Origin of the sequence: Roseibium sp., from assembly GCF_051016195.1 — a bacterium.
GTDB lineage: Bacteria > Pseudomonadota > Alphaproteobacteria > Rhizobiales > Stappiaceae > Roseibium.
In genome coordinates this window covers 2,978,967-3,002,015 of record NZ_CP134616.1, presented here as the reverse complement: position 1 = coordinate 3,002,015, position 23,049 = coordinate 2,978,967, and the positions used below count along the sequence as shown (strand labels likewise).

The window sequence follows — 23,049 nt, the reverse complement described above, 5'->3', positions numbered from 1 at the left end:
GGTGTCCGAAGATCGAACACCCGGGACAGTCACGTTATGTCACGACGACGAAGCCTTCAGGGTTATCCTTCAGGTCGTCTGCATCGATGTTGTTGAGCGTGACGGTGTCGCCGTTGCCCAGATCGATGACCGTATTGTTGCCGACCTGGGTCGCGCGATCCGCGACATCCGCCGCAGAGCCAATACCGGTGTTGTTGATGTTCGCGGAAATCTGGACGAGATCGCCAACCTGGAAGTCCATGATGATGTCGTTGCCACCACCACCGGTGAAAACGAACACATCGTGGTTTCCGCCACCGAACATCAGATCGTTTCCGGCACCACCGTCGATGATGTCGGTTCCCTCTCCGCCGAGGATGATGTCGCCACCATCGCCGCCTTCGATGTAGTCGGAACCGGAACCACCGAAAATGGTATCAGCATCAGCGCCGCCAAGAATGACGTCGTTGCCGCTTTCGCCGAAAATCTTGTCGGCGCCTTCGCCGCCGACGATCAGATCGCCGCCTTTGCCACCGAACAGAAAGTCATCGCCTTCATTGCCCACGACAACATCCGCTTCGCCCAGCCCGAAAATGAAATCCTGGGCACTTGTACCCGATAGGAAATCCTGGAAAGCACTGCCTTCAATTGTGGCCATAGCTTACTCCTGAAGTTTACCTCACTTACACAATGCCCCGGAACCCGTGACATCCCGCACCGCACAAAACTTGTTTTCTTGCGGCACGAAATCACAATACACATTTATAACTATAAGCAAAGAGATGAATAGTGAAAAAAGTAAGGCAATATTTTGAATGTGGAGTATTTTATACAATATTACTCGAAGGATACGTCAATTTTACCAGACTAATATGAGTTTATTACATCGACTTTCAAAATTATTTGAGTCGATTCAAAGCCTGACTTTCGGCTGTAATCAATTTTCCTGTTTGTTTTTCAGAAACTTAAATCAGGAAAAATAAATTTTCGAACTAAACCCGCATACACGCATCGGTTAGTAGAACTAAAGAAAAATCTCTGAAACGCCGTTCGCACGACACGAATCTATGCTGCAGCGCAAAAACAAACGGCAGCTCAACAATGAGCTGCCGTCATCATTAATTTTCACGAGGATTGACTGCGATCAGTCTTCGCGGAAAGCACGGTTCCAACTGTCCGAAATCGGCTCCACGAGATATTCTATCGCCTTGCGCGCACGGCGCACGATCAGCACTTCGGCAGGCATGCCAGGATAAAGAGCGACGACGGGATTGTTGGCAAGCTCCGTCTGGTCGACTTCCGCACGCACCACGTAGAATGCCTCCTGCGTCTGCTGGTCGACACTCTGGTCAGCTGCCACAAACGACACCGCTCCCTCCAGTGGGCGTACGTTCCGCCGGTCATAAGCCGTCAGCCTGATCCGTGCCTCCGAACCGACCCGGACATGATCGATGTCCTTCAGGTTCATGCGCACTTCGACGAGCATTTTCTCGTCCTGCGGGACAATATCCATGATTGCCTTGCTGGGTTCGACAACACTGCCGGGCGTGCGCATTTCAATGTCATAGACGATACCGCTTTGCGGCGCATGAACCACCAGCCGGTCCAGAATGTCCTTGGACGATATGATCTGCTCGTTCGTGGTGTTGAGCTCCAGCTGCGCTGTCAGGATTTCACTCGCGATTTCGCTCTGCAGTTCCTGCTCAGCCTGCAGAAGCGCAACCTCCGCCCCCTGCCGGGCCTTTTCCAGTTTTGCCTTGTCTGCCGCAAATTGACCGCCATCGCCGATCAGCTCGCTGAGTTCAAGCTGCTCATCGCTCAGGATCGCCTTCGATGCAAAACCCTTCTTTTCGAGCAAGGTAAGGGCTTCGACCCTTTCCTGCAGCAAGACCTGCCGGTTCGTGTTCGCTTCGATCTGCGCTTCCGTTGCTTTGATCTGGGCCTCGAACTGCTCGATCTCCTTCTGCTGGAAGGCAACCTTGCCTTCATAGACCTTGCGCCGTTTTTCGAAGAAACGCTGCTCTGCCGCAATCACGTCCGCAACCGCGATAGCGTCGCTTTTCGTCAGTTCGGGAGGCATCTCTATGTCGTTTTTCAAATCCCGTTCCGCGCGCAGGCGCGCAAGCGTCGCCATGAGGCTTATCCGTTTGGCACGCAACTGGGCGAGTTCCGCGCGCGCGCGGGTGTCGTCCAGTTCGACCAGCGGCTGGCCTGCCTTCACGAAATCCCCTTCCTGAACGAGCAGCCGGCGGAGAATTCCCCCTTCAAGATGCGTGATTGTCTTCCGCTGGCTGTCGACGACAACCTTTCCTGTCGCGACGGCCGCACTGTCGAGATCCGCCGTGAATCCCCACAGCAGAAAACCTCCAAAGCCGATGATGACGGCAATGGACGAGGCAATCAGCGGGCCGCGAAGGCTTGTGGGTTTTTCGGCGTCCAGGCTATCGGCTGGCTGCCAGAACGGTTTCTGCGGGGTGTCGGGTAACTGCTGAGCCGTTTTGGCGACCTGGTTTTCCGGGTCCGTTTTCATGCGACCTCTCCATTCGGCGGAAGAGCGGGTGTCGGTTTTGGTGCAGGTAGGCGCTGGGAGATATTGCTCACGACCTCGGTCCTGTCACCAAACTGGCTGATCCGGCCGTCTTCGAGCACCAGGATCTTGTCCGCGGCTTCCATGATGGCCGGACGGTGCGCAATCACCACCACGATGGCGCCATCCTCCTTGGCGCTCGAAATCGCCCGCAAGAGCGCGACCTCTCCTTCGGTATCGAGGTTCGCGTTGGGCTCATCCAGAACGAGCAGCCGGGGCTGCCCGAAGAGGGCACGTGCGAGTGCAACACGCTGTTTCTGCCCCCCGGACAATGTGTACTTGTTGTCACCGACGGGCGTATCGTAGCCGAGCGGCATGCGGCCAATCATTTCATGAACGCCCGCAGAGCGTGCCGCATCGATGACCATCTGCGGGTCCGCCTCATACATGCGCGAGATGTTTTCGCGCACGGTACCGTCCAGAAGAGAAACCGACTGGGGCAAATAGCCGATCATCGCGCCAAATGATGCCCGCTCCCAAAGATAGACATTGTGCCCGTCAAGAAACACGCCGCCTGTCGTTGGCTGGAGCGCCCCGACAAGAAGACGCGCCAGGGTGGATTTGCCGGCCGCGGACGGTCCGACGACACCTAGGACATCGCCCGGCTCAAGCGTGAAGGAAATGCCCTTGATCACCGGAACGGGCGTGTTCGGTGCGACAAAGACAAGCTTGTCGACTTTGAGCGGACCCTGGCTGGGCGGCGTTGCGATGGTTTGCCGGATGGATGCGTGGTTTTCGAGAACGTCGCGAACCCTGCCCCAGGCGGTAAACGCGAAGACCCACTGTCTCCAGTTCTCGGTCATGTTGTCGAAAGGCATCAGCAGGCGTCCGGTGATGATGCTGGCGGCAATCATCGTCCCGGCCGTCACCTCACCCTTGATAACCAGATCGGCACCAAGCGCGAGCACGCCGATCTGCATGCCCATGCGCAGGCTCCGTGTCATTGCATGGATCGCCTTGCCGCGCCTGCTGCCGTAGGCCATCAGCTCGCTCGCATGCAGCTGTCTCTTTTGCCAGCGCCGCGCGAGCGCCGGCATCAGTCCCATTGCTTCGATGGTCTCCGCATGACGCAACGTGGAGCCCATCTTCGCAACGTTTTCGACATTTGCCGAGTTGGCCTCGTTCAGCAAGGATCGGGTCGCCATGTCCGAAATGAGATTGAGGCCGATCAGAACGAAGGCGGATATGATGGCCAGCAGACCGTATAGGGGGTGCAAGATGAACAGGACCGCCAGGAACATGGGCACCCAGAGAGCCTCGAGCGGGGCGCTGATGGCATTGCTGGTGATGAAGCTCCTGAGGTCACTCAAATCGCGGAGCACTTCGGAGGCAAGACTGCCCCCCTTTTCCAGAGACGATTTCACACCTGCTTCGATGGCAGTGTGGTTCAGCCGCCGCACCAATTCGGTCCCCATCACCTGGAATATCTGGCTTCGGATGAACTCCAGGATCCCGTAAAGGGTCAGTGCACCGGCTGCGATAACAACGAGCATTCCAAGCGTGTCGAGGCTCTGGCTGTTCAGAACCCGATCGTGAACCTGCAGCATGAAGAGCGGCGCCGTGAGCTGCAGGAGCGTGATGAAGCCGCTCAAAAAAGCGGCAGCGATTAATCCAGTTGCAAAAGTCTTCCGGGCCTCTCGAACCAGCAAGGACGGGTCGTTTGCCGCTGGTTTCACCTGCTCAGCCATTCACAAATCTCCAAACATTCAACTCAAAGACGAGTTCGCACGTGCGAAAAAATTCAGTATTTGCCTAGAAATCGACACATCTTTTCCCTATAAATGATGAAAGGTTGTAGACTAACTTGAGAGAAATTTGGGATTTAATTGTGGCACGCAATTGATTCTCATGCAAAAGATAAAATTATAAATAAAAACGACCAATAACTGCGAAGACGAGGAGCAACACGGTAATGAAATTATTTCGACTTTAGTTCGAAATTTGGTGGGAGTTAGGGGCGCATGCACAAAATATTCACTGATGCACCACAACAGATAAATGGCCGGATCAACATCCCAAAACCACAGGTTGAAGAAAATACATACAAAATAGCGGAGTCGGACATGAGGGCCGAAATGAACCCCTACTCTCACGCGAACCACTTCGAGCTAGTTCGCGTTATCGAGAGAATGTACCGGCGTTACCTGGATCGTCTTCGCGTCGATCTGATCCGCATCGGGGCGGATGACATCTCGCCGTCCCATGCAATGCTTCTGTTCACGATCGGCGACGACGACCTGTCGGTTCGCGACCTGATGGACAGAGGGCACTATCTTGGATCCAATGCCTCCTACAGCCTGAAGCAACTGGTTCAGTCCGGTTATGTCGACCGCACCGCATCTGCACGCGACAGGCGCTCGGCCAGGATCCGATTGACGGAGAAGGGCAGGACTCTCTGTCAGGCCATAAAATCGGCAGACGAGGTGAACCAGGAGCAGATCGTGCGCAATGAGCGCGACCGGATGGCACTGGAAGAGACCTTCGCCCTGCTGCGGAAACTCGAAGTCATATGGGCGACCGACCTCCAGCAGCGCAACGGCCGGATGGGCGTCAGCGGGTTCTGATCAAAGGCGCTGCCAATGCATGTTGTTTTTGTGCACCGGCACGGCCCCGGGCAATTTGTACACATTGCCCGGCGTCTTATCCTTGACGGGTGGACGGTCACGCTGGTGTGCGAAAGCACCGACAGGCCCGTTCCCGGGCTTCGCGTGTTGCGATACGGAAACGCGCAGACCGGCGCACCCGCGGGTCGGGCGTCGGAGGAAGCATCTGTTCCCTATATTGAGGCCGGGCGGCGTGTGGCCGATATTCTGAGCCGGCTGTCACATCATGGCAGGGCTCCGGATCTTGTTGTCGGGCACATCGCCTGGGGCGGAATGATGTTCGTCAAGGATGCGCTCCCGGACACACCCGTGGTCGGGTTTTGCGAGTACTACTTCCAAACCGAGGGCGGGGATGCCGGATTTGCCCCTTCGGACAAGGTCAGCCTGGAGCGGAAGCAGACGATGCGTCTGCGCAATGCCGTGCAATTGGCAACGCTCGACCAGATGGACTACGGGCTCAGCCCGACGAAATGGCAAAAAAGCAGATACCCCGCAGTTTACCGCAACAAAATCGTCGCCCAGCACGAGGGCATCGATACATCCCGCGCGAGGCCGGATCCGCTTGCCTCCTTCCGATTGCCGGATGGAACGCTTCTGAGCGCGGGTGACCCGGTTGTCACCTTCGCGGCCCGCGATCTCGAACCCTATCGCGGCTTTCCGCAATTCATGCGCGCCGCTGCAGCAGTCGGCACGCGAAACCGGGACGTTCGCTTCGTGATCGCAGGCGGAGACGGCATCAGCTATGGAAGCGGGCCCCAGGGTGGCGACAGCTGGCGCAAACAGCTTCTGGACGAAACCGGGCTTTCACCGGACAGGGTTCATTTTCTGGGGCAAATCCCCCATCGCGATCTCCTGCGTCTGTTCCAGGTATCTGCTGCTCACGTCTACCTCACGTATCCCTTCGTACTCTCCTGGTCATTCCTTGAAGCAATGTCATGCGGGGCACCGGTCATTGCATCCGCCACGCCGCCGGTGCGCGAGGTGGTCAGCGACGGCGTGAATGGCCGGCTGGTGGATTTCTTCGATACAGATGCTTTCGCGGACGCAATTGCAGAAGCCCTGTCAGCTCCTGACGCGTTCCGTGCAATGCGGGCCGAGGCGAGACGAACAATCGTCTCGCGCTATGACCTCAATGATTGCAGCGCACGGCTTCACCGGTTCATCACTCAAGTGGCAACCACCTATGACAGGTCGCAACTAGGCCGTCCGGAACCAGCCTTGCCGGTCAACGCCTGACGGCCCGAGCCGGCAAGCGGCGCGTCAATTGGTGGTCCGCCAAAATCCACCAAAGCTACATGAGGGACTGCGAGGCCTCGCGAACGGTGCTTGTAGACCCTTCCAGCTGCGTGGCGGCGGACGAAATCGTCTGAAGATTGGATGTCACCAGTTCGACGCCCTGCGCCGCCGATTGCATGTTGGAGGAAATGTCGTTGGTGACAGCGGTCTGTTCCTCCACCGCCGTCGAGATGCTGGTGGCGATCTCGGCGATGTTCTTGATCACGCCCATGATGGACTCAATGGCTTCCACCGCCCGCTCGGTTGTTTCCTGGACGGAATTTACCTGCGTGGAGATTTCCTCCGTCGCCTTGCTCGTCTGGGAGGCGAGACTTTTCACCTCGGAGGCAACCACCGCAAAACCCTTGCCTGCCTCGCCCGCGCGCGCCGCTTCGATGGTCGCGTTGAGCGCCAACAGATTGGTCTGGTCGGCGATCCCGTCGATAAGCTCGATCACCGATCCGATCGTCTTCGCATCTTCGGATAGACCGGACATGATCTCGCTGGACCGCTCAGCCTCGCCCTGAGCATTTCCGGAGACCTCCAGCGCCACCTGTACCTGCCGGCTGATTTCCTGAATGGAGGCAACAAGCTCCTCCGAAGCAGCCGCCACCGTTTGCACGCTTGAAGACGTCTGTTCCGCAGCAGACGCGGATTCGCTGGCCTGATGTGCCGTTTCTGAAATCGACTGAGACATCTCCGAGAGGTCCGCATCGATCTGTTGCTGCACCGACCTGCGGCGCTGGCGCTCCAGAACCTGCTCGGTAATGTCGGATGCGAATTTCACGACCTTGAACGGACGGCCCGAGGCATCCATGATCGGATTGTAGGTGGCCTGGATCCAGATTTCTCGCCCGCCCCTGGCAACGCGTTTGAATTCATCCGCCTTGAAGTGGCCGTCTGCGAGTTCTTCCCAGAACCGTCGATATGCGTCGCTTTGACCGTAATCCGCCTCCACGAACATTCTATGGTGCTGACCACGGATCTCGTCGATCGAGTACCCCATGGCGCCGAGAAAGTTTTCGTTGGCGTCGAGAATCGTGCCATCGAGCTCGAAGTGAATCACCGCCTGCGAGCGATTGAGCGCATCAACCTGCCCCTCGAAATCGGCGCTGCGTATCTTCTGCGCAGTAATGTCCGACGCGATCTTGACGACCTTGACCACCTTGCCGGCTGCATTCACGACCGGATTGTAGGAGGCCTGGATCCACACCTCGTTTCCGGCCTTGTCGAACCGCAGGAACTCTTCAGCCTTGAATTCGCCGGACGCAAGCTCCTGCCAGAACTCGTTGTATTCCTGGCTATCGCCGTAGTCCGGATCGACGAACATCCGGTGGTGCTGGCCCTTGATCTCATCAAGCGTGTAGCCCATTGCACCAAGGAAATTCGGATTGGCGTGCAGGATGTGTCCATCTGGCGTGAATTCGATCATCGCCTGCGAGCGGCTGAAGGCTTCGATTGTTGCCTTTGCGGCGTTCCCGAAAACAAACGTCATGGTGTGTCCCTTCGGACTCAAAGTTTCCATTAACGCTGAGTTACGCACTGGTAGGTAAAAAAAATATTGATCCAAAATGCTTTTGGACTCGTAAGAGTGCCTTTTTGACTTAAGAGCGAAGAATTCGCGATTCAACCATAAGTATAATATCGCAACTATTCTTCGTTTCGTTTATCAGTATAAATGCCAATAATCGCTTATCGAGACGCGCCAGAGCGTCTGAAATGCAAATGACTGCAAACCAAGGTTGAACCTGAAAAGGCAGTCTAAGAGCCTTGGAGGCGGGAAAAATCTTTGCTTTTTGTCTGAGCTTGAGCCGCTGTTCAGATCGTCACACCAGGTATTTCTCGATCTCTTCATTGAATCTGTGAAGCGCACCTTCGTAGCGCCCGAAGGTCAAGGCCGTGTTGGCGCCACTCTCCAGCCCGCTCTGAACCGCTTCATTGAGAGCGAAATCCTCCGCAAGTGTCAGCGACGTGATCTTGTGGTTTCGATGCCAGTGGTCCGTCTGCCGGTCCGTTATGGCCGATGCCGGCGCGAGAGTCGTGACTTGAACCTCTGTCCGGCCGGCTGAGAGCGGATGGAGCTTCACCCATGCGACATGATCCTGCATGAGCAGGAACTGGCTCGACGGAAACACGCTGTAGAGGACATTGGCATGATCACGAATGGACCAACCCTCTTCACCCACGGCCGGCATCGCCGCAATCGATGTACGCGGCAGGATCGACCGGATGTGCGATCCGAGCATCTCGTAGCTTGAGAGATTGTCCACAAAATGCGGACCGATCGTCTCCTTGTGCGCAACCTTGAAATGATATGCCTCAAGCCCGCCTTCAACGAGCAGCTTCCAGTTCGCGGACAGAGTGAACGTATCGCTGGCAGCGATCCTGAGCCTGTCCATCCCAACCCACACAAGATCCTCGGCGATCGGGTCGAGAAACGCATCGAAGTCAGGCCTCGCGTCCGGATCGGTCACCATCCAGACAAGCCCGAAACGTTCCGTTGCGGGCAAGCGCTTCAGGGCAAAGGCGTCCCGGTCGAGATCCGGAAAACCGGGCTTTTCGTGAGGAACACCGCGAAGCTCGCCTGAACTGTTCCATGTCCAGGCATGGTAGGGACAACTGAAGCTGTGCCTGCAGCCTTTTTCGTCGCCGACGAGACGCGCGCCGCGGTGGCGGCATACATTGACGAACGCATGCACCGTGCCGCTCCGATCCCGCGTGAGCAAAACCGGAAGACCCCCAAGCTGCCGTGTCAAGAAGCATCCCTTTTCCGGCAATTCACTTGCATGCGCTGCGATCAGGGGAAGAGACCGGAAAATCCTGTCGCTCTCGCGCTCGAACCTTTCGGCGGACAGGTAACGTGCGACCGGAGAGAACTGAACGCCGTCATCAAGGAAGAGAAGACCGTTTTCCTTCAATCCCTTGAGTTCCTGCAGCAGCGAGATTTCCAGCTCTCGGTTCATCTTCGTTCTCTACGCATGTCATGCAACTTACCAATTGGTAAGTTTTACTTTACAACTGGTAAGTTGTCAATCGAGTGCTATGATTGCCCCATGACCGGTCAAATCGATTCTCCGAAGAAGAAGTTCATCGACACAGCGCTGCGCCTGTTCTCGGAACGTGGCTTTTACGGCGCCTCCCTGGCTGATGTCGCGGACGAACTGGGCCTGACAAAGCAGTCGATCCTCTATCACTTCAAGACAAAGGAAGCACTGTATGGCGCAGTTCTGGCAGACGTCTCCCGCCGCTTCGACGCGATCATCGAGGACGTCACGGCGCGGGATCAGGGTGCGGAGAAAAAGCTTCGCTTCTTTCTTGAAAGACTGATGGAGCATGCACGAGACGCGCCGAATGACGGCCGGCTGATTGCGAGGGAACTGCTCGACAATCTGGACCGCGTGGAAACCAGCCGGAAGTGGTACCTGAAAACATTTTTGGACAAGAGCGTCGATCTTCTCACCGACCTGCCGAAATGGCGCTACCGCTCCGAGGCTGAACGCACAGCAGCGGCTTATCAGCTTATCGGTGCGGTCAGCTATTTTGCCATGTCCGAGCCCACGCTCGAAGCGATCTGGGGGCACGGCAAACTGGAAGAGACGAAGGACGTCTTCCTGTCCACGCTGCTCTTGCGTCTTTGAGGCGGCGTTTCCTGCTGCCAGGAAGTGACCGGGGCGCTGACGGCCCCGGCTACAGCCCTATTTCCGCAGTGTCATTGCCGGATTATGCGCGAAGAAATTGAACGGCATAATGTGAACAGTCTTCCATTCTGTCGACATGACCGGCCAGTCCTCCATTCGCGGAACGTGATGGAAGCCGGCCGTGAACCATGACACCACATCCTGACCCATGAGCGGCCTGTCCGCCTTGACCCATTCGGCGAGCGTATCCGTACCGTCGCTCTGCATGGCGTATTTTCCGCCGGCATACCGTTGCTCAGGGTCATGGACTGTTGTCCAGGAGGAGTACTCGATATAGGCGTTCCGCTTGAACGGCGGATCGTTCTCGAAATCGAACGGCCCGTACGCGATCGACCCGTGATGGATCATCCAGCCTGGCGTCTGGCCCAGATATCCCTCTCGTGCCGGATTGGTGATGTGCACGTGTTTCGGCTTTGAAGCGCTGAAGCGATAGCGCGCGTCCAGTTCACTGTCAGGCATCTCGTGCTTCCAGGTCCACATGGATTTGCGCGGATGCTTCGGATCCAGTTCTGCGGGCACGATCTCCATGGTGCCCATGTGGTTGACCGGCTGATCGATGTCGAAATCGATGCGGAAGTTGAAATAGTGATCGTGATTGGCGGCCACCAGGTTCGGCGCGATCAGCGTTCCGTATTTCGTATCCTCTGCCGCCGTTGCATCGTTCATCGACGTGGACGCAACTCCCTTGACGGCGTCAAGGCCGGTCGCCCCGATCTTGATGAAGATCTGCCCATCCTGTTTCAGGCGGTAGTCGATCAGGTAGTCATAGTTGCCGACTTCCGATGCGGTACGCACAACGAGTTCGGTTTCCGGACGCCCTTCGGCCGGCGTGAACTGGTCGGGTCCCTGCGCGAAGATTTCGAAATGGCGCCAGGCCGGGTCGCCAATGTTGCGCTCGAAAATGCAGATCGCGTCCGGTATCTCCAGCGGAGCACCGCTGTCATCCGTGATCAGGGCGGGCAGGAATGTTGCATAATCGGGGCAGTCGATGCCGGCCCGCAACGGCGTCAGAAAAAGACCGAACCCGTATTCGCCGCTGTCCATGTAAGTCCGCCAGTACCAGCCCTCGGTCGGATCCATGTAAGGCACGAACACCTCGGACAGATGCATCTGGTAGATCACGGATCGCCACGTGCCCTGATCATTTGCGTCGAGATTGGATATGACCAGTCCGGGCCGCTTGTCCACACGGTAGTTGAAGCGCCAGATGTCCCACTCCACATGGCTGCTGTCGATCTTGTAGTTCGGGCCGCCCTCCTGCTTCAAAAGGACCCGGTTGGTCTCCGGGCGAAGCGGTGCGCGTTCGGCGATTTCCTCTTCGGTGTAGCCCCACGGATCCTGGGGTATCGGCACCACGCCGGTATCGACCACCTCGATGACTTCCTTCTTGCCGACGTCGAACAGCGTGAACAGTCCCTCGATGGGTTTGGCATAGAAATTCGAGCCGGTCGGGTTCTGGTAGCAGGGGATCTTCATCAGGCGCGAGTTCTCGAACTCCGGCGTGAAGAAATTGCCGGCCGTCAATGGCAGGCAAAAGGCGTCTTCGGGCGTCAATCCGCGCGCTTCCAGACCGGCAATCATGTCCGGATGCGTCAGCCCGCCTTCGAGCGCGGTCATGAACTCGGCAAACAGGATCATGGGCTGTCCTGAGTCCGGGATCGCCGCGTTGCTCTCCACGGTGCCTTGCGTGATGTTGACGACGGCTTCGCTGAACCCGTCCGCGGTCGTGAACTGGACCATGGCCTTGCGGTCGAGCGCGTCGCCTTCGCTCCACGCGAGGACATCCGCCTTTGGCGGTTCTTTCAGTTCGATCAACGGAAACAGGGTTTGATCCGTAACGGTCCCGCTGTCTTTCAGGATCTGGTTGATCTTCTGATATTCTTCAGCTGTCAGTCCGTCCAGCGGATGCGCCAGCGCGCTTGTGGCCATGCCGGCCAGAACCGCGCTTGAGGCCAGGATCTGCTTGATTTTCATGAACCCTCTCCGGTTTCTCAATTGAGACCGGAACCGGAACGTCGAACATCGCACAAGGCTCGGATCAAGAGCGTCCTCCCGGCTCATGATCCAATGCGTGCTCTCTTGGACCGGCTCCCTCACGATAACGATACCCGGGCAAACGCAACAGTCTTGGGCGAGGACGCCAAAGGCTTTGGTTCAGAGCGACACTTTCTTCCTGAGATCTCCGGGCGGCATCCCGAACCTGTCGCGGAATGCCCGGTAGAAATAGGAGAGATCGTTGAAGCCGCTTTCATAGGCGACATCCGCGATTGTGTTGCGCCCCGGACCGTCGTTCCCTGCGTTCAGCCGCGCCCGCGCTGTTTCGAGACGAACCGCGAGCAATCGCTTGCCGACAGGTTCGCCGAGCACCCCGAATTGCCTCTGCAGTGTGCGCGGCGAAACCTGGAGAAGTTCGGCCAGTTTCTGCGGCCCGAAATCCGGGTCCATCGCATGCCTGTCGATCAGCGACAATGCGCGCGACAACACGCCCTTCGACGTGCGGTCCTGCAGCGCTTCCTGGTGCTCCACACTGCGGAAGTAAGCACCCAGAATGCTGAGGAAGGCTTCTCCGTGATGCGGTGCAACGCTCGCGTCGTCGGAAAAGATTTTCGTCAGAACCGCACGCATTGCAACAAAGAGGGGGTCTGAGCGGTCAATTGCGATACCTCCGGTGCAGATCGCGCCGAACCGGTGCAGCATTTCCGACCGGGGAAGATGGATCGACACCTGCCGCGCATCGACACCGTTATAGACAAACTCCGAACAGTGCGCGCTGTCGACGAGGTACATATCGCCCGGCGCAAGATGAACGGATGTGTCGTTCTGGTGGATCCAGCAGTTCCCCTTGTCCTGGATCACGAGAAAAAGATGCTCGCCCGGATCTCTCTTGATCATGCGCTTGTCCCTGAGGACCCGCTTCGCATTCAGGGACACGATCGCCGTTTCGAACCGAGAAACGCTCATGGTGGAAACGTCGCCCTTCACGCGCCCGCTTGCGGGATCCGGCGGTTCGATTTCAAAATCGCCGCACACGTTACGGATATTTCCGGTCAATTCCTCGACCGGTTGCGAACGGGCACGCGTTGGTGCCAACGGGGTTATGGCAAGATCGATGTTGTCAGGTATCATTCGATCAACCTGTTCGCTGCAGGAGATGTGGAGTGGGCACGCTCTCGATCATTCAACAGTAGACCGAGCGGCGCTCCCTGGTAAAGGGAAGACGGGACATCGCTTGCAGGAGAGATATGCGCATCCTGGAATCCGTCCCTGGCGATGCCACCCGCCGGTCCCGGCGGCGGAACGGATTCATGCGATTCGACCATTGGCACCTCCCCATTGGGCAATCAGTCCGAACCGCCTCTTGCGACACCCGGCTCAAGTGGGCACCATGCGAAACAAGGGGGTTCGGCATCGCTCCGCACACGCATCACATACAAGATACAAGCAATACTATAATTGATCGACCGGACGGTTTATGCAATAAGGGAATTGCGGACCCGGGGAGCGAGCGGTCCAGGGAGTGAAACATGACGCAAAGCCAAACCGTTGTCTCGACCCTTGAGAACGGCGTTCTGAAAGTAACGCTGAACCGTCCGGACAAGCTCAACGCGTTCAACGAGGACATGCATCTTGCTCTGCGCGCAGCCTTTGAGCAGGCGACGAAAGTGGACGCAGTCCGTGCGGTTCTCCTGACCGGAGCCGGCCGGGGGTTTAGTGCTGGCCAGGACCTTGGCGACCGCGACCCGCGCAAGAGCACTGAAAAACCCGATCTCGGCCACACGCTCGACACCTTCTACAATCCGACGCTGCGTTTGATGAGGTCGCTGGAAAAACCCATCATTTGCGCAGTCAACGGTGTTGCTGCGGGCGCGGGGGCGAATATCGCGCTTGCCTGCGACATTGTTCTGGCGGCACGTTCGGCAAAGTTCATCCAGGCCTTTTCCAGGATCGGTCTTATTCCCGATGCCGGCGGCAGCTGGTCCTTGACCCGGATTTTGGGAGAACCCCGTGCCAAGGCGCTTGCCCTCCTCGCGGAACCGTTAATGGCCGAACAGGCGCAGGATTGGGGTCTCATCTGGAAGGCCGTCGACGACGAAATCCTGCTGGAAGAGGCAGGCGCGATCGCGGAGCGGCTTGCCGCCGGACCGACCGTTGGCCTGGGTCTCACGAAACGGCTGATACAGGCAGCACCAACGCAGGACCTTGACACCCACCTGGACATGGAACGGGACTGCCAGCGAACAGCCGGATTTACGGACGACTATGCGGAGGGCGTGACCGCATTCCTCGAAAAACGCCCGGCCGTTTTCAAGGGGCGCTAGCATGAATACCTCCTCCGAAATGACCGCTCAGGAACTGGCTGAAACCTGCGCAAGGATCATGTGGGACGACGACAATGCCTCGCAGGAACTCGGCATGGAACTGTTGCGCGTTGCCCCGGGCGAAGCGGACATCCGCATGACAGTGACGAAGGCCATGACGAACGGTCATGGCAACATGCATGGCGGCTATCTTTTCACCCTCGCGGACAGCGCCTTCGCCTTTGCCTGCAACACCTATAACCAGGTGACTGTCGCGCAGCACTGCACGATCACCTATGTCAAACCGGGTGCGCTCGGCGACGTTTTGACCGCCCGGGCCCGCGAGGTCTCCAGGGAGGGACGATCGGGCATTTATGACATCAGGCTCACACGTGAAGACGGCACGGTGATCGCGGAGTTTCGCGGCCATTCCCGCACCATCAACCGCACTTTCTTGACCGAATAACCAGAAACGGCGCACTCAGCGTCCCGGGAGGACACTCGATGATCGATCTTACCCCTGAGCGTGACAGTCTCGACCCGATCGAGATCGCCAGCCGCGACGAGATTTCGGAGCTGCAGCAAAAACGCCTCGCCTGGACACTTGGCCACGCTTACCGGAACTCACCGTTCTTCAAGCAGCAATTCGATAAGCACGGTGTCCATCCGGACGATTTCAAATCGCTGGACGACCTTGCCAAATTCCCGTTCACGGTGAAGCAGGACCTGCGCGACACCTATCCGTTCGGCATGTTCGCGACACCGAGGGAAGAGCTCGTCCGCATTCATGGCTCCTCCGGCACGACAGGCAAACCCACAGTGGTCGGCTATACGGCAAACGACATTTCCAACTGGGCCGACCTCGTCGCACGGTCGATCCGCGCGGCCGGCGGGCGCAAGGGTGACATTCTCCACAACGCTTATGGCTACGGCCTCTTCACCGGAGGTCTTGGCGCCCACTACGGCGCCGAAAAGCTCGGCTGCACGGTTGTCCCGATCTCCGGAGGCATGACCGAACGCCAGGTCACGCTGATCGAGGATTTCCGCCCGGACGTGATCACCGTGACGCCGTCCTACATGCTGTCGATCCTGGACGAATACCGCCGCCTCGGCCTCGACCCGCGCCTGTCTTCGCTGAAGGTCGGCATCTTCGGGGCCGAGCCGTGGACGAACGCCATGCGTTCGGAAATCGAGGAGGCGTTCGTCATGCACGCCGTCGACATCTACGGACTGTCGGAGATCATGGGCCCCGGCGTTGCCCAGGAATGCGTGGAGACCAAGGACGGTCTGCACGTCTGGGAAGATCATTTCTATCCGGAAATCATAGATCCGGTCAGCGAGGAAGTCCTGCCGGACGGTCAGACCGGCGAACTGGTTTTCACCACGCTCACGAAGGAAGGCCTGCCAATGGTGCGCTACCGCACGCGCGACCTCACCCGCATCCTTCCCGGCACGGCCCGCTCCATGCGGCGGATCGAAAAGATCACCGGGCGCAGCGACGACATGATCATCCTGCGTGGCGTTAACGTCTTCCCCACCCAGGTCGAGGAACAGATCCTGAAATGCGACGGCCTGACCGCGCATTTCCAGATCGAACTGATCCGCGAGGGACGCATGGACGCGATGATCATTCATGCCGAGGCGACCCCTGCACAAAGCAGCAGCGACGCGCGTGAAGCGTCGGCCAAGGAACTGGCCCACCATGTGAAGTCGACAATCGGGGTCTCCTCGAAGGTTCAAATCCACGAGCCGCACGGCGTTGCCCGCTCGCAAGGCAAGGCACAGCGCGTGGTCGACAACCGTCCGAAGGAATGAGCGGATCGTCCCGGCTTTGAGCGACATGCGGCGAGCCGGGTCTGACCAGACGGTCAGCCGGTCCACCGTTAATTGACGGACCGGCTGGTCAATCCAGGCAACGCAGGCTAAAACCCCAATGAAGGCGCAACCTTAGGTCATACCAGTGCCGTCAGTTTTGTGAGGGCAAGACCTGGTTTCGAAAATGGAGGCCGGAACACATGGCGAGAACCCGCGCCAGTGACTTTGAAGAAAAACAGCACGGTCTGTTGCTGACGGCAGCCAATGTGTTTGCGACCCAGGGCATGGAAAAGGCGTCCATGTCGCAGATCGCGCAGGAGGCAGGTGTCTCCAAGTCGCTGCTTTACCACTACTACCCGTCCAAGGGCGTGCTGATTTTCGCGATCATTCAGTCGCATCTGGCTATTCTGGACGCTGCGCTGGAAGAGGCCGACGACCCGTCGCTGCCCGCGGAAAAGAGGCTGCGCAAGCTTGTCCTGACGGTTCTCGACAGCTATCGCGGCGCTGATGATCAGCACAAGGTTCAGCTGAATGCCGGACCTGCCCTTTCCGACGAACAGAAGGCGGAAATCGTTGCCATCGAGCGCCGGATCGTGCGGCACTTCTCCAGTGTGCTGAAGGACATCCATCCGGATCTCGCGAACCCGGACCGGCCACTTCTGATGCCCGTCACCATGTCCCTCTTCGGCATGATGAACTGGGTCTACATGTGGTTCAAGGAAGGCGGCCCGATCTCCCGCGAGGACTACGCCAACGTCGCCACGACGCTGATCCTGGAAGGCATCAAGAAGGTTCGATAGGGACAAGCGGTAAGCAGGTGGCGGGTGGCAAGAAGCTGGCGCTCCGCGATGATGCGCGTTTCTGCAGGATGCATTCGACACATGCGTCGGATCGCCAATCAACGCGCAGGACCGTTTGTTGCGAAAGGACTTGTCGTTAGGTTAGTCTTTGTCGAGCAGTGCTCGACAACGCGCATTTTGAACGTTGAAGCGATGCACTGCTTCTCGCAACAGCGAGGAGAAAAGAATGCTTAGGTCATTGCTTTGCGCATTGTTCATGCTTGTTACATTGTCAGCCCAAGCCGACGATGAAAGACGCTTCGCACTCGTGATCGGAAATGCGACATACGAAAATGTCGCAACGCTTGAGAACCCGATCCATGACGCCACTGACTTGGCCGCGACGCTTACAAAAATCGGGTTTGAGGTTCGTCTGGGACTGGATCTGAATCGCGAACAATTGCAGAGCGCAATCGCCGATTTCGCCAACACGGCCAAGAATGCGGACCTGTCCCTGATTTATTTTGCGGGTCACGGCATCGAACTCGACCAGACCAATTTTCTGATCCCTGTCGACGCGAAACTCGAAAAAGACAATGACGCGGAAGACGAGACGGTGGCCCTCGATAGTCTGATGGCTTCCGTCGCCGAAATGCGGGGCATCAAACTGGTTCTTATCGACGCATGCCGGACCAATCCGTTCGCCGAACGGCTCAGGCAAAACCAACCAACCCGATCCATTGGAACAGGGCTGGTTCGCGTCGACCCGCGCGGCGGCGCATTGCCTGACGGTGTGCTCATCGGTTACGCCGCGAAGGAAGGAACCGTGGCGTTTGACGGATTGGGAAGAAACAGTCCCTATGCCAACGGGCTCCTTCAACACATGGAAGAACCGGGCCTGGAAATCGGCAAACTCTTCCGAAAAGTGCGAGACAGCGTATTCAAACAGACGCAGGGAGCACAGCAGCCGTTTACCTATGGCTCGTTGCCAAGCACAGACATTTTTCTCGTCCCTGCCTTGGACGATCCCGAAGCAGAAACCTCTCATGACCGGGACAACGTTACGAAACTGAGCGCTGCTTTTGTCCGCGCTGATCGGCTAAACACCGTCATCAACTGGGAAAACTTCATCAACAAGCACGCAGATGAACATGCTGACAACGTGCTATTGAAATCGGCGCAACGTAGACTAGAACTGCTGCGCAAAAATGCCAATCGTCAGGAATCAGGCCCGTGGCTCGAGACAACCTATGACGATTCCGGGGAAGCGATCCTGACCGCAGAGCAAACCGAATTGCTTCAGGCATCTCTGGTCTTTTCCGGCTTCGACCCAGGACCCTCGGATGGCAGTCTTGGACCGAGGACACGTCGCGCCGTCTTTGCGGCAAGAGCTCGCTACGGGTTGTCAATCGGTGACTCGATTGACGAAAAGCTCTTGCGCTCGCTCGTCGACCCGCGTCCGGTATTGCAATTGCAGTCCGATGTCAGTCGACAGTACACGCCCCGCAATATCCCCGAAGGTTTGGAACCCAGGCTCAAACGCGTCATGGAAACGCTATCGCGTTATCACTACGTATTCGGATACTTCGAAGGTCGCTTGTATGTCGTGGTGCGCAACGACAACAGCTCGCCCTCGCTCAAGATGAGCTGGGAGATGGCGAGCCAGTTGGCCCAGGCAGCCGGCGGCTATTTGGCAACTGTGTCGACTTCTGAAGAAAACGACTTCATATACGGGCTGTTTAGCACGGACCCGAAGTTCGTTCGGGAGAGGCAAGGCAATGTGCACGGCCCGGGGTTTGGCCTCATTCAGATCACTCGCTCCTCCGAGCCGTTTGGCGGATGGAGCTGGATCAACGGGGAAGAGTTGAGTTTCACCAACTGGGCTCCGGGGCAACCGAACAACGAAAACGGCGAAGAACACTATGGCGAATACTTCGCCGCCGGGCGCCAGACATCGGGGCAATCAGGGCCGAAATACTGGAATGACGTTTCTGTCGGTGCCCAGCGGGGGCTCTATGCACGGATCAGCGGTTTTGTTTTTGAATTCGACTAGGGTCAGGACCTGAAAGAGCCTTCAAACGCCATTGCTATGCCTCCCGCGCAACAACCGGCTCGACGGCGTGTGTCGCCAGGCTTTCGCCGGCCTCCTGCATGGTCAGATAGGTCTGGTCAGCACCGGCTTCGGCGATCTGCTCCACATGGTCCGCATGCAGCGCATGACTGACGATCGTTCCTGAAAAACCGTTTGCGCGCAGCATCCTCGCGGCAATCAGCTTGGCTTCGAGATCGTCCATTGCCAGGACGGCGGCCGAAATGCCGGTCAACTCCACGCCGCGCCAGAAATTGCTGTCTTCCGCATCGGCGAAAATCACGTTGCGTCCGGCTTCCGCGTGCCCCTCCACCTTGTACATATCCGCATCCAGCCCAACCGGGCGATGCCCCTTGCCGATCAGAGCCGCATAGGCAGCGGTACCGGTTCTGCCCATGCCGAAGACCATGACATCTGCGTCGCCGAGATCTGTCGGTTGCTCGTCCGGGTGCCGGGTCGTCAACTCGAACCGTTGCAATTGCGTCTCGAAACGCTCGAAGATCGAATGCGCAAACCGGTTGAGCGGCGCCGCGATCAGGAACGATACCGACACGGCAATGGCCAGCGGCACGAGATATTCCTGCGCGGCGGGAATGCCGGCAGCCACGATCAGACCGAATTCGCTGTAGGCGGTCAACGACAGGGCGGTCACGAAAGACGTGCGCGCCCTCAGCTTGAACGCAAGCAATATCAAGAAAAACAGAATGCCCTTGAGCGGCAGCAGAAGCCCCAGCACAAGCGCAAACATGAGAGCGTTCCAATCGGGTAGACCGGACATTCCGATCGACAGGAAGAAACCGATCAGGAAGACTTCCTTGAGAGCCCAGAGCGAATTTGACAATTCACCGGCGCGCGGATGACCGGACAGCAGGAGCCCCATCACAAGCGCGCCGATCTCGCCCTTCAGACCGATGAGTTCAAAACCGACTCCGCCGATGACGAGGCTGAGCATCATGCCTGTCAGCAACAGGACCTCGTCGTGTCCGGCCAGGTCCAGCAGGCGGAACAGCAGCGGCCTGAGCAGGGGTGTGGCGAAGATCAGCAGCGCCCACGGACCGGGCAGTTTGCCGGCGAAGATTGCCAGCACGACAAGCGCGATGATGTCCTGAACGATCAGGATGCCGATGGCCGTCCTGCCGTGAAACGTGCCCAGTTCCCGTTTCGCTTCCAGGATCTTTGCCGAAAGCACCGTGGACGAAAAGGCAAGGGCGATGCCGATGAGTACGGCACTCAACCAGTCGGACGTGAACAGCAGCCGCACGATGGGTGTGAACAATGCGACGGAAACAGCGAAGTGGATCAGCGCGCCGCCAATCACCTGGGGTTCGGCAATTTGGCGCAGCTTCAGCTTCAGCCCGATGGTGAAAAGCAGGATCAGAACGCCAAGTTCCGCGATATATTCCAGAATTGGCCCTGTTTCGACCGGCATTCCGAAGCCCGGCCCGATGAAATTGATAAAAAAACCGGCAGCAAGGAATCCGACCAGGGGCGGCAGGCCGATTTGCCGCACCAAAAGTCCGAACACGAAGGCAGTTCCGATAGCAAAGACTTCAAAATGCATTCTGGTCTCACCCACTCTCTCGTGCCCGGCGGCAAATCAGCGACGTTTGGAAACCTGTCTGGGACGCATCACTCGCAATTGTTCCTATCCTGTGACTGTCATCCCAACAGAATTCCTTGCGCGGGATCAATGTATTTCGCCGCAGGAACGGGGTATTCCACCAGGAACCGGCATCAGGAGAACCCAATTCCGCCAGATCGATGTGGCATGATGCATCCGGTACACATTTCTTCGTGACGCAGGCACCGCTTGAAGCTTCCCGTCGGCGCCTGTCATCTCCGGGTCTGCGTCAAACGTTCAAACCGTACTGGAATCGCCGAATCGCCGGTTGAAATTGCGCCCACGTCGATTACAAGCTTATCAACCCCGCGGCTTTCCAGGGATCGGGACCATGACCGGGAAACGCGCGCGGCATGCACAGCTGAACAAGAAGTGACACATGACGAAATCCAGAATTGTCCTGATTGACCGCCACCCCGGCCGGTCCGCACAAACGATTGGCATGGCCAATGAACTTGGCACCGATCCGGAGCTTATCCACGAGCCCTCTGTCGGCGTCGTCGGAACCAAGGGCGACAGCCAGTGTTACCTGGGCGTTGCGCGCAAGGTCGATGCCATTCACGAGCACCTGAAATCGCGCATCGGCAAAGGCGAGGACCAACTGAAATACCGGCTTGTGCAGCCGGAATACACCATCGCCACGTCGGATGGCATTCGCAACGGCACGCGTGAAATGCGTTATTCACTGATCGGCCGCGAAGTCACCCATGATGCACTGTGTGAACATCTGGAAGCGTCCGGACTGGCCGGAACCATTGCCGTGGTCGCATGCGACAAGCCTCCGGTGGGGACAATGGCCGCGGTTCTGGAACACAACGAACCGGCCATCATCATGTCTGACGGAACCATCAGGCCCGGCAAGGATCCGGAAACGGGCGAGATGCTGGACATTGTCAGCGCCTACCAGGTCGCCGGTCACCAGGACGCGGCCGTTCGCCACCGTATTGCCTGCCACGCATGCCCGGGCATCGGAAGTTGCGGCGGCATGTTCACCTACAACACCATGCAGACATTTATCGGTGTGGTCGGTCTTCAGCCGTTGCATATGGTCGCTCCGCCCTCGGACGACCCGCGCCGCCTCGAGGAATTCCCGCAGCAGCTTGTGTCCTATCTCGCAGCCATGATGGAAAAGGGCCTGAAGCCCCGCGATATCGTCAAGCGCGATTCCATTCGCAACGCCGTGATCGTCGCCATGGCGATCGGCGGTTCGACAAACGCCGTGTTGCACGTTCCCGAAATTGCCCGCGCAGCCGGTTACGAGCATTTCTGGCGGGATGTTATGACGCCGGAGGAATTCAACCACCTCTCCCGCGATGTTGTTCCCGTCCTGACAAATGCCCGGCCATACGGCAAGTATTCGATGCTGGATATCGATCGTGTCGGCGGCGTCCAGGTCATCGTGAAGGAACTTCTGGATGCCGGTCTCCTCAATGGTGACATGATGACCTGTACCGGCCGCACGCTTGCCGAACAGGTCGCGGATCTCAATGCGGCCGCACCGGACGGGGACGTGATCCGCTCGGTTGCGGAACCGTTCAAGCCGACTGGTGGTCTCCGGATGCTCGGCGGCAACCTGTCACCGGACTTCTCGGCGATCCTGAAGCTTGCCGGTGTCGAAGGCGGCCTGGAAGACAATCTCTTCAAGGGCCGTGCCCGGGTGTTTGAGGGCGAAGCCGGCCTGATCAAGGCGCTTGACGAGGCTCCGGACAGCTTTCAGGACCAGGATATGGTCATTGTCCGTTACGACGGTCCAAGCGGCGGTCCGGGCATGCCGGAAATGCTTGATCCAACGTCACGCATCACGACGCTCTGCCGGGAACGGGATATCGTGGTCGCGCTCATGACCGACGCACGCTTCTCCGGCGGCTCGGTCGGTCTGGTCATTGGTCATGTCGGCCCCGAGGCGGCTCTTGGCGGTCCGATCGCATTTGTTGAGGACGGTGACGAGATCATCGTCGACCTCAACACAAACACTCTGAATTGCCCGGCGCTGGATGATCCGGCGACCTTGGCCGCACGGAAAGCGATTTGGGACAAGGCCGTTGCCGACAATGGCGGTATGCATCCGAATTGCGGGGTCGCAGACACCCGGCTTCTTCATCGGGCGCGCCACACGGCGGTTCCGGCGGTGCGCGGCGGCGGATTGCATCCGAACCGCGAGGTATGGGTTCGCGACATGAGACCTGCGGAAGAAACCGGATTTGTGCCGACGAACCGCCATCGCTGAACAAGAGCGCGGCACCGGCGTGGATTGACGTCAGAGAGCCGGCTGACCGGAAACGTCCGAAGGGCGGCGCACTGCGCC

At 58.1% G+C, this 23,049-nt stretch carries 18 protein-coding genes; 9 read left to right on the top strand and 9 right to left on the bottom strand.

What is annotated here, in order from left to right:
* Positions 1–34: 34 nt before the first annotated feature.
* From RDA78_RS13815 to RDA78_RS13805, 3 genes are all read right to left on the bottom strand, one after another.
* A complete protein-coding gene (locus tag RDA78_RS13815; protein ID WP_434055875.1) occupies positions 35–637 on the bottom strand; it encodes a calcium-binding protein in 603 nt (200 codons plus the stop codon).
* Positions 638–1,123: 486 nt separating this feature from the next.
* Positions 1,124–2,509, bottom strand: a complete 1,386-nt coding sequence (locus tag RDA78_RS13810; RefSeq protein ID WP_434055874.1) for an HlyD family type I secretion periplasmic adaptor subunit — start codon at positions 2,507–2,509, stop codon at positions 1,124–1,126.
* Entirely contained in the window at positions 2,506–4,254 is a 1,749-nt protein-coding gene (locus tag RDA78_RS13805; RefSeq protein ID WP_434055873.1) for a type I secretion system permease/ATPase, read from the bottom strand. Before RDA78_RS13805 ends, RDA78_RS13810 begins: the two co-directional genes overlap by 4 nt.
* Before the next feature lie 375 nt (positions 4,255–4,629).
* Between RDA78_RS13805 and RDA78_RS13800 the strand changes: the two genes are divergently transcribed.
* Positions 4,630–5,130: a MarR family winged helix-turn-helix transcriptional regulator gene (locus RDA78_RS13800; RefSeq protein WP_434055872.1), complete on the top strand. Its 501-nt coding sequence runs from the start codon at positions 4,630–4,632 to the stop codon at positions 5,128–5,130.
* A 15-nt stretch (positions 5,131–5,145) separates the two neighbouring features.
* Positions 5,146–6,405: a glycosyltransferase gene (locus RDA78_RS13795; RefSeq protein ID WP_434055871.1), complete on the top strand. Its 1,260-nt coding sequence runs from the start codon at positions 5,146–5,148 to the stop codon at positions 6,403–6,405.
* Positions 6,406–6,460: 55 nt separating this feature from the next.
* On the opposite strand, the gene RDA78_RS13790 is transcribed toward RDA78_RS13795, so the two are convergent.
* Entirely contained in the window at positions 6,461–7,939 is a 1,479-nt protein-coding gene (locus RDA78_RS13790) for a methyl-accepting chemotaxis protein (RefSeq protein WP_434055870.1), read from the bottom strand.
* Between the two features lie 331 nt (positions 7,940–8,270).
* Positions 8,271–9,407, bottom strand: a complete 1,137-nt coding sequence (locus RDA78_RS13785; protein WP_434055869.1) for an aromatic ring-hydroxylating oxygenase subunit alpha — start codon at positions 9,405–9,407, stop codon at positions 8,271–8,273.
* A gap of 90 nt (positions 9,408–9,497) precedes the next feature.
* Here RDA78_RS13785 and RDA78_RS13780 point away from each other — a divergent pair, with 90 nt between their 5' ends.
* Positions 9,498–10,082: a TetR/AcrR family transcriptional regulator gene (locus tag RDA78_RS13780; RefSeq protein ID WP_434055868.1), complete on the top strand. Its 585-nt coding sequence runs from the start codon at positions 9,498–9,500 to the stop codon at positions 10,080–10,082.
* A gap of 57 nt (positions 10,083–10,139) precedes the next feature.
* On the opposite strand, the gene RDA78_RS13775 is transcribed toward RDA78_RS13780, so the two are convergent.
* The 3 genes from RDA78_RS13775 to RDA78_RS13765 form a co-directional block, all read right to left on the bottom strand.
* Entirely contained in the window at positions 10,140–12,116 is a 1,977-nt protein-coding gene (locus tag RDA78_RS13775; RefSeq protein WP_434055867.1) for a tyramine oxidase, read from the bottom strand.
* Positions 12,117–12,296: 180 nt separating this feature from the next.
* Positions 12,297–13,268, bottom strand: coding sequence for a helix-turn-helix domain-containing protein (locus RDA78_RS13770; protein ID WP_434055866.1), 972 nt, complete (start codon positions 13,266–13,268; stop codon positions 12,297–12,299).
* Positions 13,265–13,462: a hypothetical protein gene (locus RDA78_RS13765; protein WP_434055865.1), complete on the bottom strand. Its 198-nt coding sequence runs from the start codon at positions 13,460–13,462 to the stop codon at positions 13,265–13,267. The genes RDA78_RS13770 and RDA78_RS13765 overlap by 4 nt, the downstream gene beginning before the upstream one ends.
* 204 nt (positions 13,463–13,666) lie before the next feature.
* Here RDA78_RS13765 and paaG point away from each other — a divergent pair, with 204 nt between their 5' ends.
* From paaG to RDA78_RS13740, 5 genes are all read left to right on the top strand, one after another.
* Positions 13,667–14,461, top strand: coding sequence for a 2-(1,2-epoxy-1,2-dihydrophenyl)acetyl-CoA isomerase PaaG (paaG, locus tag RDA78_RS13760; RefSeq protein WP_434055864.1), 795 nt, complete (start codon positions 13,667–13,669; stop codon positions 14,459–14,461).
* Between the two features lies 1 nt (position 14,462).
* Positions 14,463–14,906, top strand: coding sequence for a hydroxyphenylacetyl-CoA thioesterase PaaI (paaI, locus tag RDA78_RS13755; protein WP_434055863.1), 444 nt, complete (start codon positions 14,463–14,465; stop codon positions 14,904–14,906).
* Between the two features lie 38 nt (positions 14,907–14,944).
* Entirely contained in the window at positions 14,945–16,255 is a 1,311-nt protein-coding gene (gene paaK, locus RDA78_RS13750) for a phenylacetate--CoA ligase PaaK (RefSeq protein ID WP_434055862.1), read from the top strand.
* A gap of 200 nt (positions 16,256–16,455) precedes the next feature.
* Positions 16,456–17,055, top strand: a complete 600-nt coding sequence (locus RDA78_RS13745; RefSeq protein WP_434055861.1) for a TetR/AcrR family transcriptional regulator — start codon at positions 16,456–16,458, stop codon at positions 17,053–17,055.
* Positions 17,056–17,281: 226 nt separating this feature from the next.
* Entirely contained in the window at positions 17,282–19,087 is a 1,806-nt protein-coding gene (locus tag RDA78_RS13740) for a caspase family protein (RefSeq protein WP_434055860.1), read from the top strand.
* A 34-nt stretch (positions 19,088–19,121) separates the two neighbouring features.
* Here the strand turns inward: RDA78_RS13740 and RDA78_RS13735 are convergent, their stop codons facing one another.
* Positions 19,122–20,684, bottom strand: coding sequence for a cation:proton antiporter domain-containing protein (locus tag RDA78_RS13735; RefSeq protein WP_434055859.1), 1,563 nt, complete (start codon positions 20,682–20,684; stop codon positions 19,122–19,124).
* A gap of 439 nt (positions 20,685–21,123) precedes the next feature.
* Between RDA78_RS13735 and RDA78_RS13730 the strand changes: the two genes are divergently transcribed.
* Positions 21,124–22,971: a dihydroxy-acid dehydratase domain-containing protein gene (locus tag RDA78_RS13730; RefSeq protein WP_434055858.1), complete on the top strand. Its 1,848-nt coding sequence runs from the start codon at positions 21,124–21,126 to the stop codon at positions 22,969–22,971.
* Positions 22,972–23,049: the final 78 nt, after the last annotated feature.

Excerpts from the sequence above, each read along its gene's own strand:
- RDA78_RS13815 (WP_434055875.1), bottom strand. The coding sequence starts at position 637 with ATGGCCACAATTGAAGGCAGTGCTTTCCAGGATTTCCTATCGGGTACA.
- RDA78_RS13810 (WP_434055874.1), bottom strand. The coding sequence starts at position 2,509 with ATGAAAACGGACCCGGAAAACCAGGTCGCCAAAACGGCTCAGCAGTTA.
- RDA78_RS13805 (WP_434055873.1), bottom strand. The coding sequence starts at position 4,254 with ATGGCTGAGCAGGTGAAACCAGCGGCAAACGACCCGTCCTTGCTGGTT.
- RDA78_RS13800 (WP_434055872.1), top strand. The coding sequence starts at position 4,630 with ATGAGGGCCGAAATGAACCCCTACTCTCACGCGAACCACTTCGAGCTA.
- RDA78_RS13795 (WP_434055871.1), top strand. The coding sequence starts at position 5,146 with ATGCATGTTGTTTTTGTGCACCGGCACGGCCCCGGGCAATTTGTACAC.
- RDA78_RS13790 (WP_434055870.1), bottom strand. The coding sequence starts at position 7,939 with ATGACGTTTGTTTTCGGGAACGCCGCAAAGGCAACAATCGAAGCCTTC.
- RDA78_RS13785 (WP_434055869.1), bottom strand. The coding sequence starts at position 9,407 with ATGAACCGAGAGCTGGAAATCTCGCTGCTGCAGGAACTCAAGGGATTG.
- RDA78_RS13780 (WP_434055868.1), top strand. The coding sequence starts at position 9,498 with ATGACCGGTCAAATCGATTCTCCGAAGAAGAAGTTCATCGACACAGCG.
- RDA78_RS13775 (WP_434055867.1), bottom strand. The coding sequence starts at position 12,116 with ATGAAAATCAAGCAGATCCTGGCCTCAAGCGCGGTTCTGGCCGGCATG.
- RDA78_RS13770 (WP_434055866.1), bottom strand. The coding sequence starts at position 13,268 with ATGATACCTGACAACATCGATCTTGCCATAACCCCGTTGGCACCAACG.
- RDA78_RS13765 (WP_434055865.1), bottom strand. The coding sequence starts at position 13,462 with ATGGTCGAATCGCATGAATCCGTTCCGCCGCCGGGACCGGCGGGTGGC.
- paaG (WP_434055864.1), top strand. The coding sequence starts at position 13,667 with ATGACGCAAAGCCAAACCGTTGTCTCGACCCTTGAGAACGGCGTTCTG.
- paaI (WP_434055863.1), top strand. The coding sequence starts at position 14,463 with ATGAATACCTCCTCCGAAATGACCGCTCAGGAACTGGCTGAAACCTGC.
- paaK (WP_434055862.1), top strand. The coding sequence starts at position 14,945 with ATGATCGATCTTACCCCTGAGCGTGACAGTCTCGACCCGATCGAGATC.
- RDA78_RS13745 (WP_434055861.1), top strand. The coding sequence starts at position 16,456 with ATGGCGAGAACCCGCGCCAGTGACTTTGAAGAAAAACAGCACGGTCTG.
- RDA78_RS13740 (WP_434055860.1), top strand. The coding sequence starts at position 17,282 with ATGCTTAGGTCATTGCTTTGCGCATTGTTCATGCTTGTTACATTGTCA.
- RDA78_RS13735 (WP_434055859.1), bottom strand. The coding sequence starts at position 20,684 with ATGCATTTTGAAGTCTTTGCTATCGGAACTGCCTTCGTGTTCGGACTT.
- RDA78_RS13730 (WP_434055858.1), top strand. The coding sequence starts at position 21,124 with ATGACGAAATCCAGAATTGTCCTGATTGACCGCCACCCCGGCCGGTCC.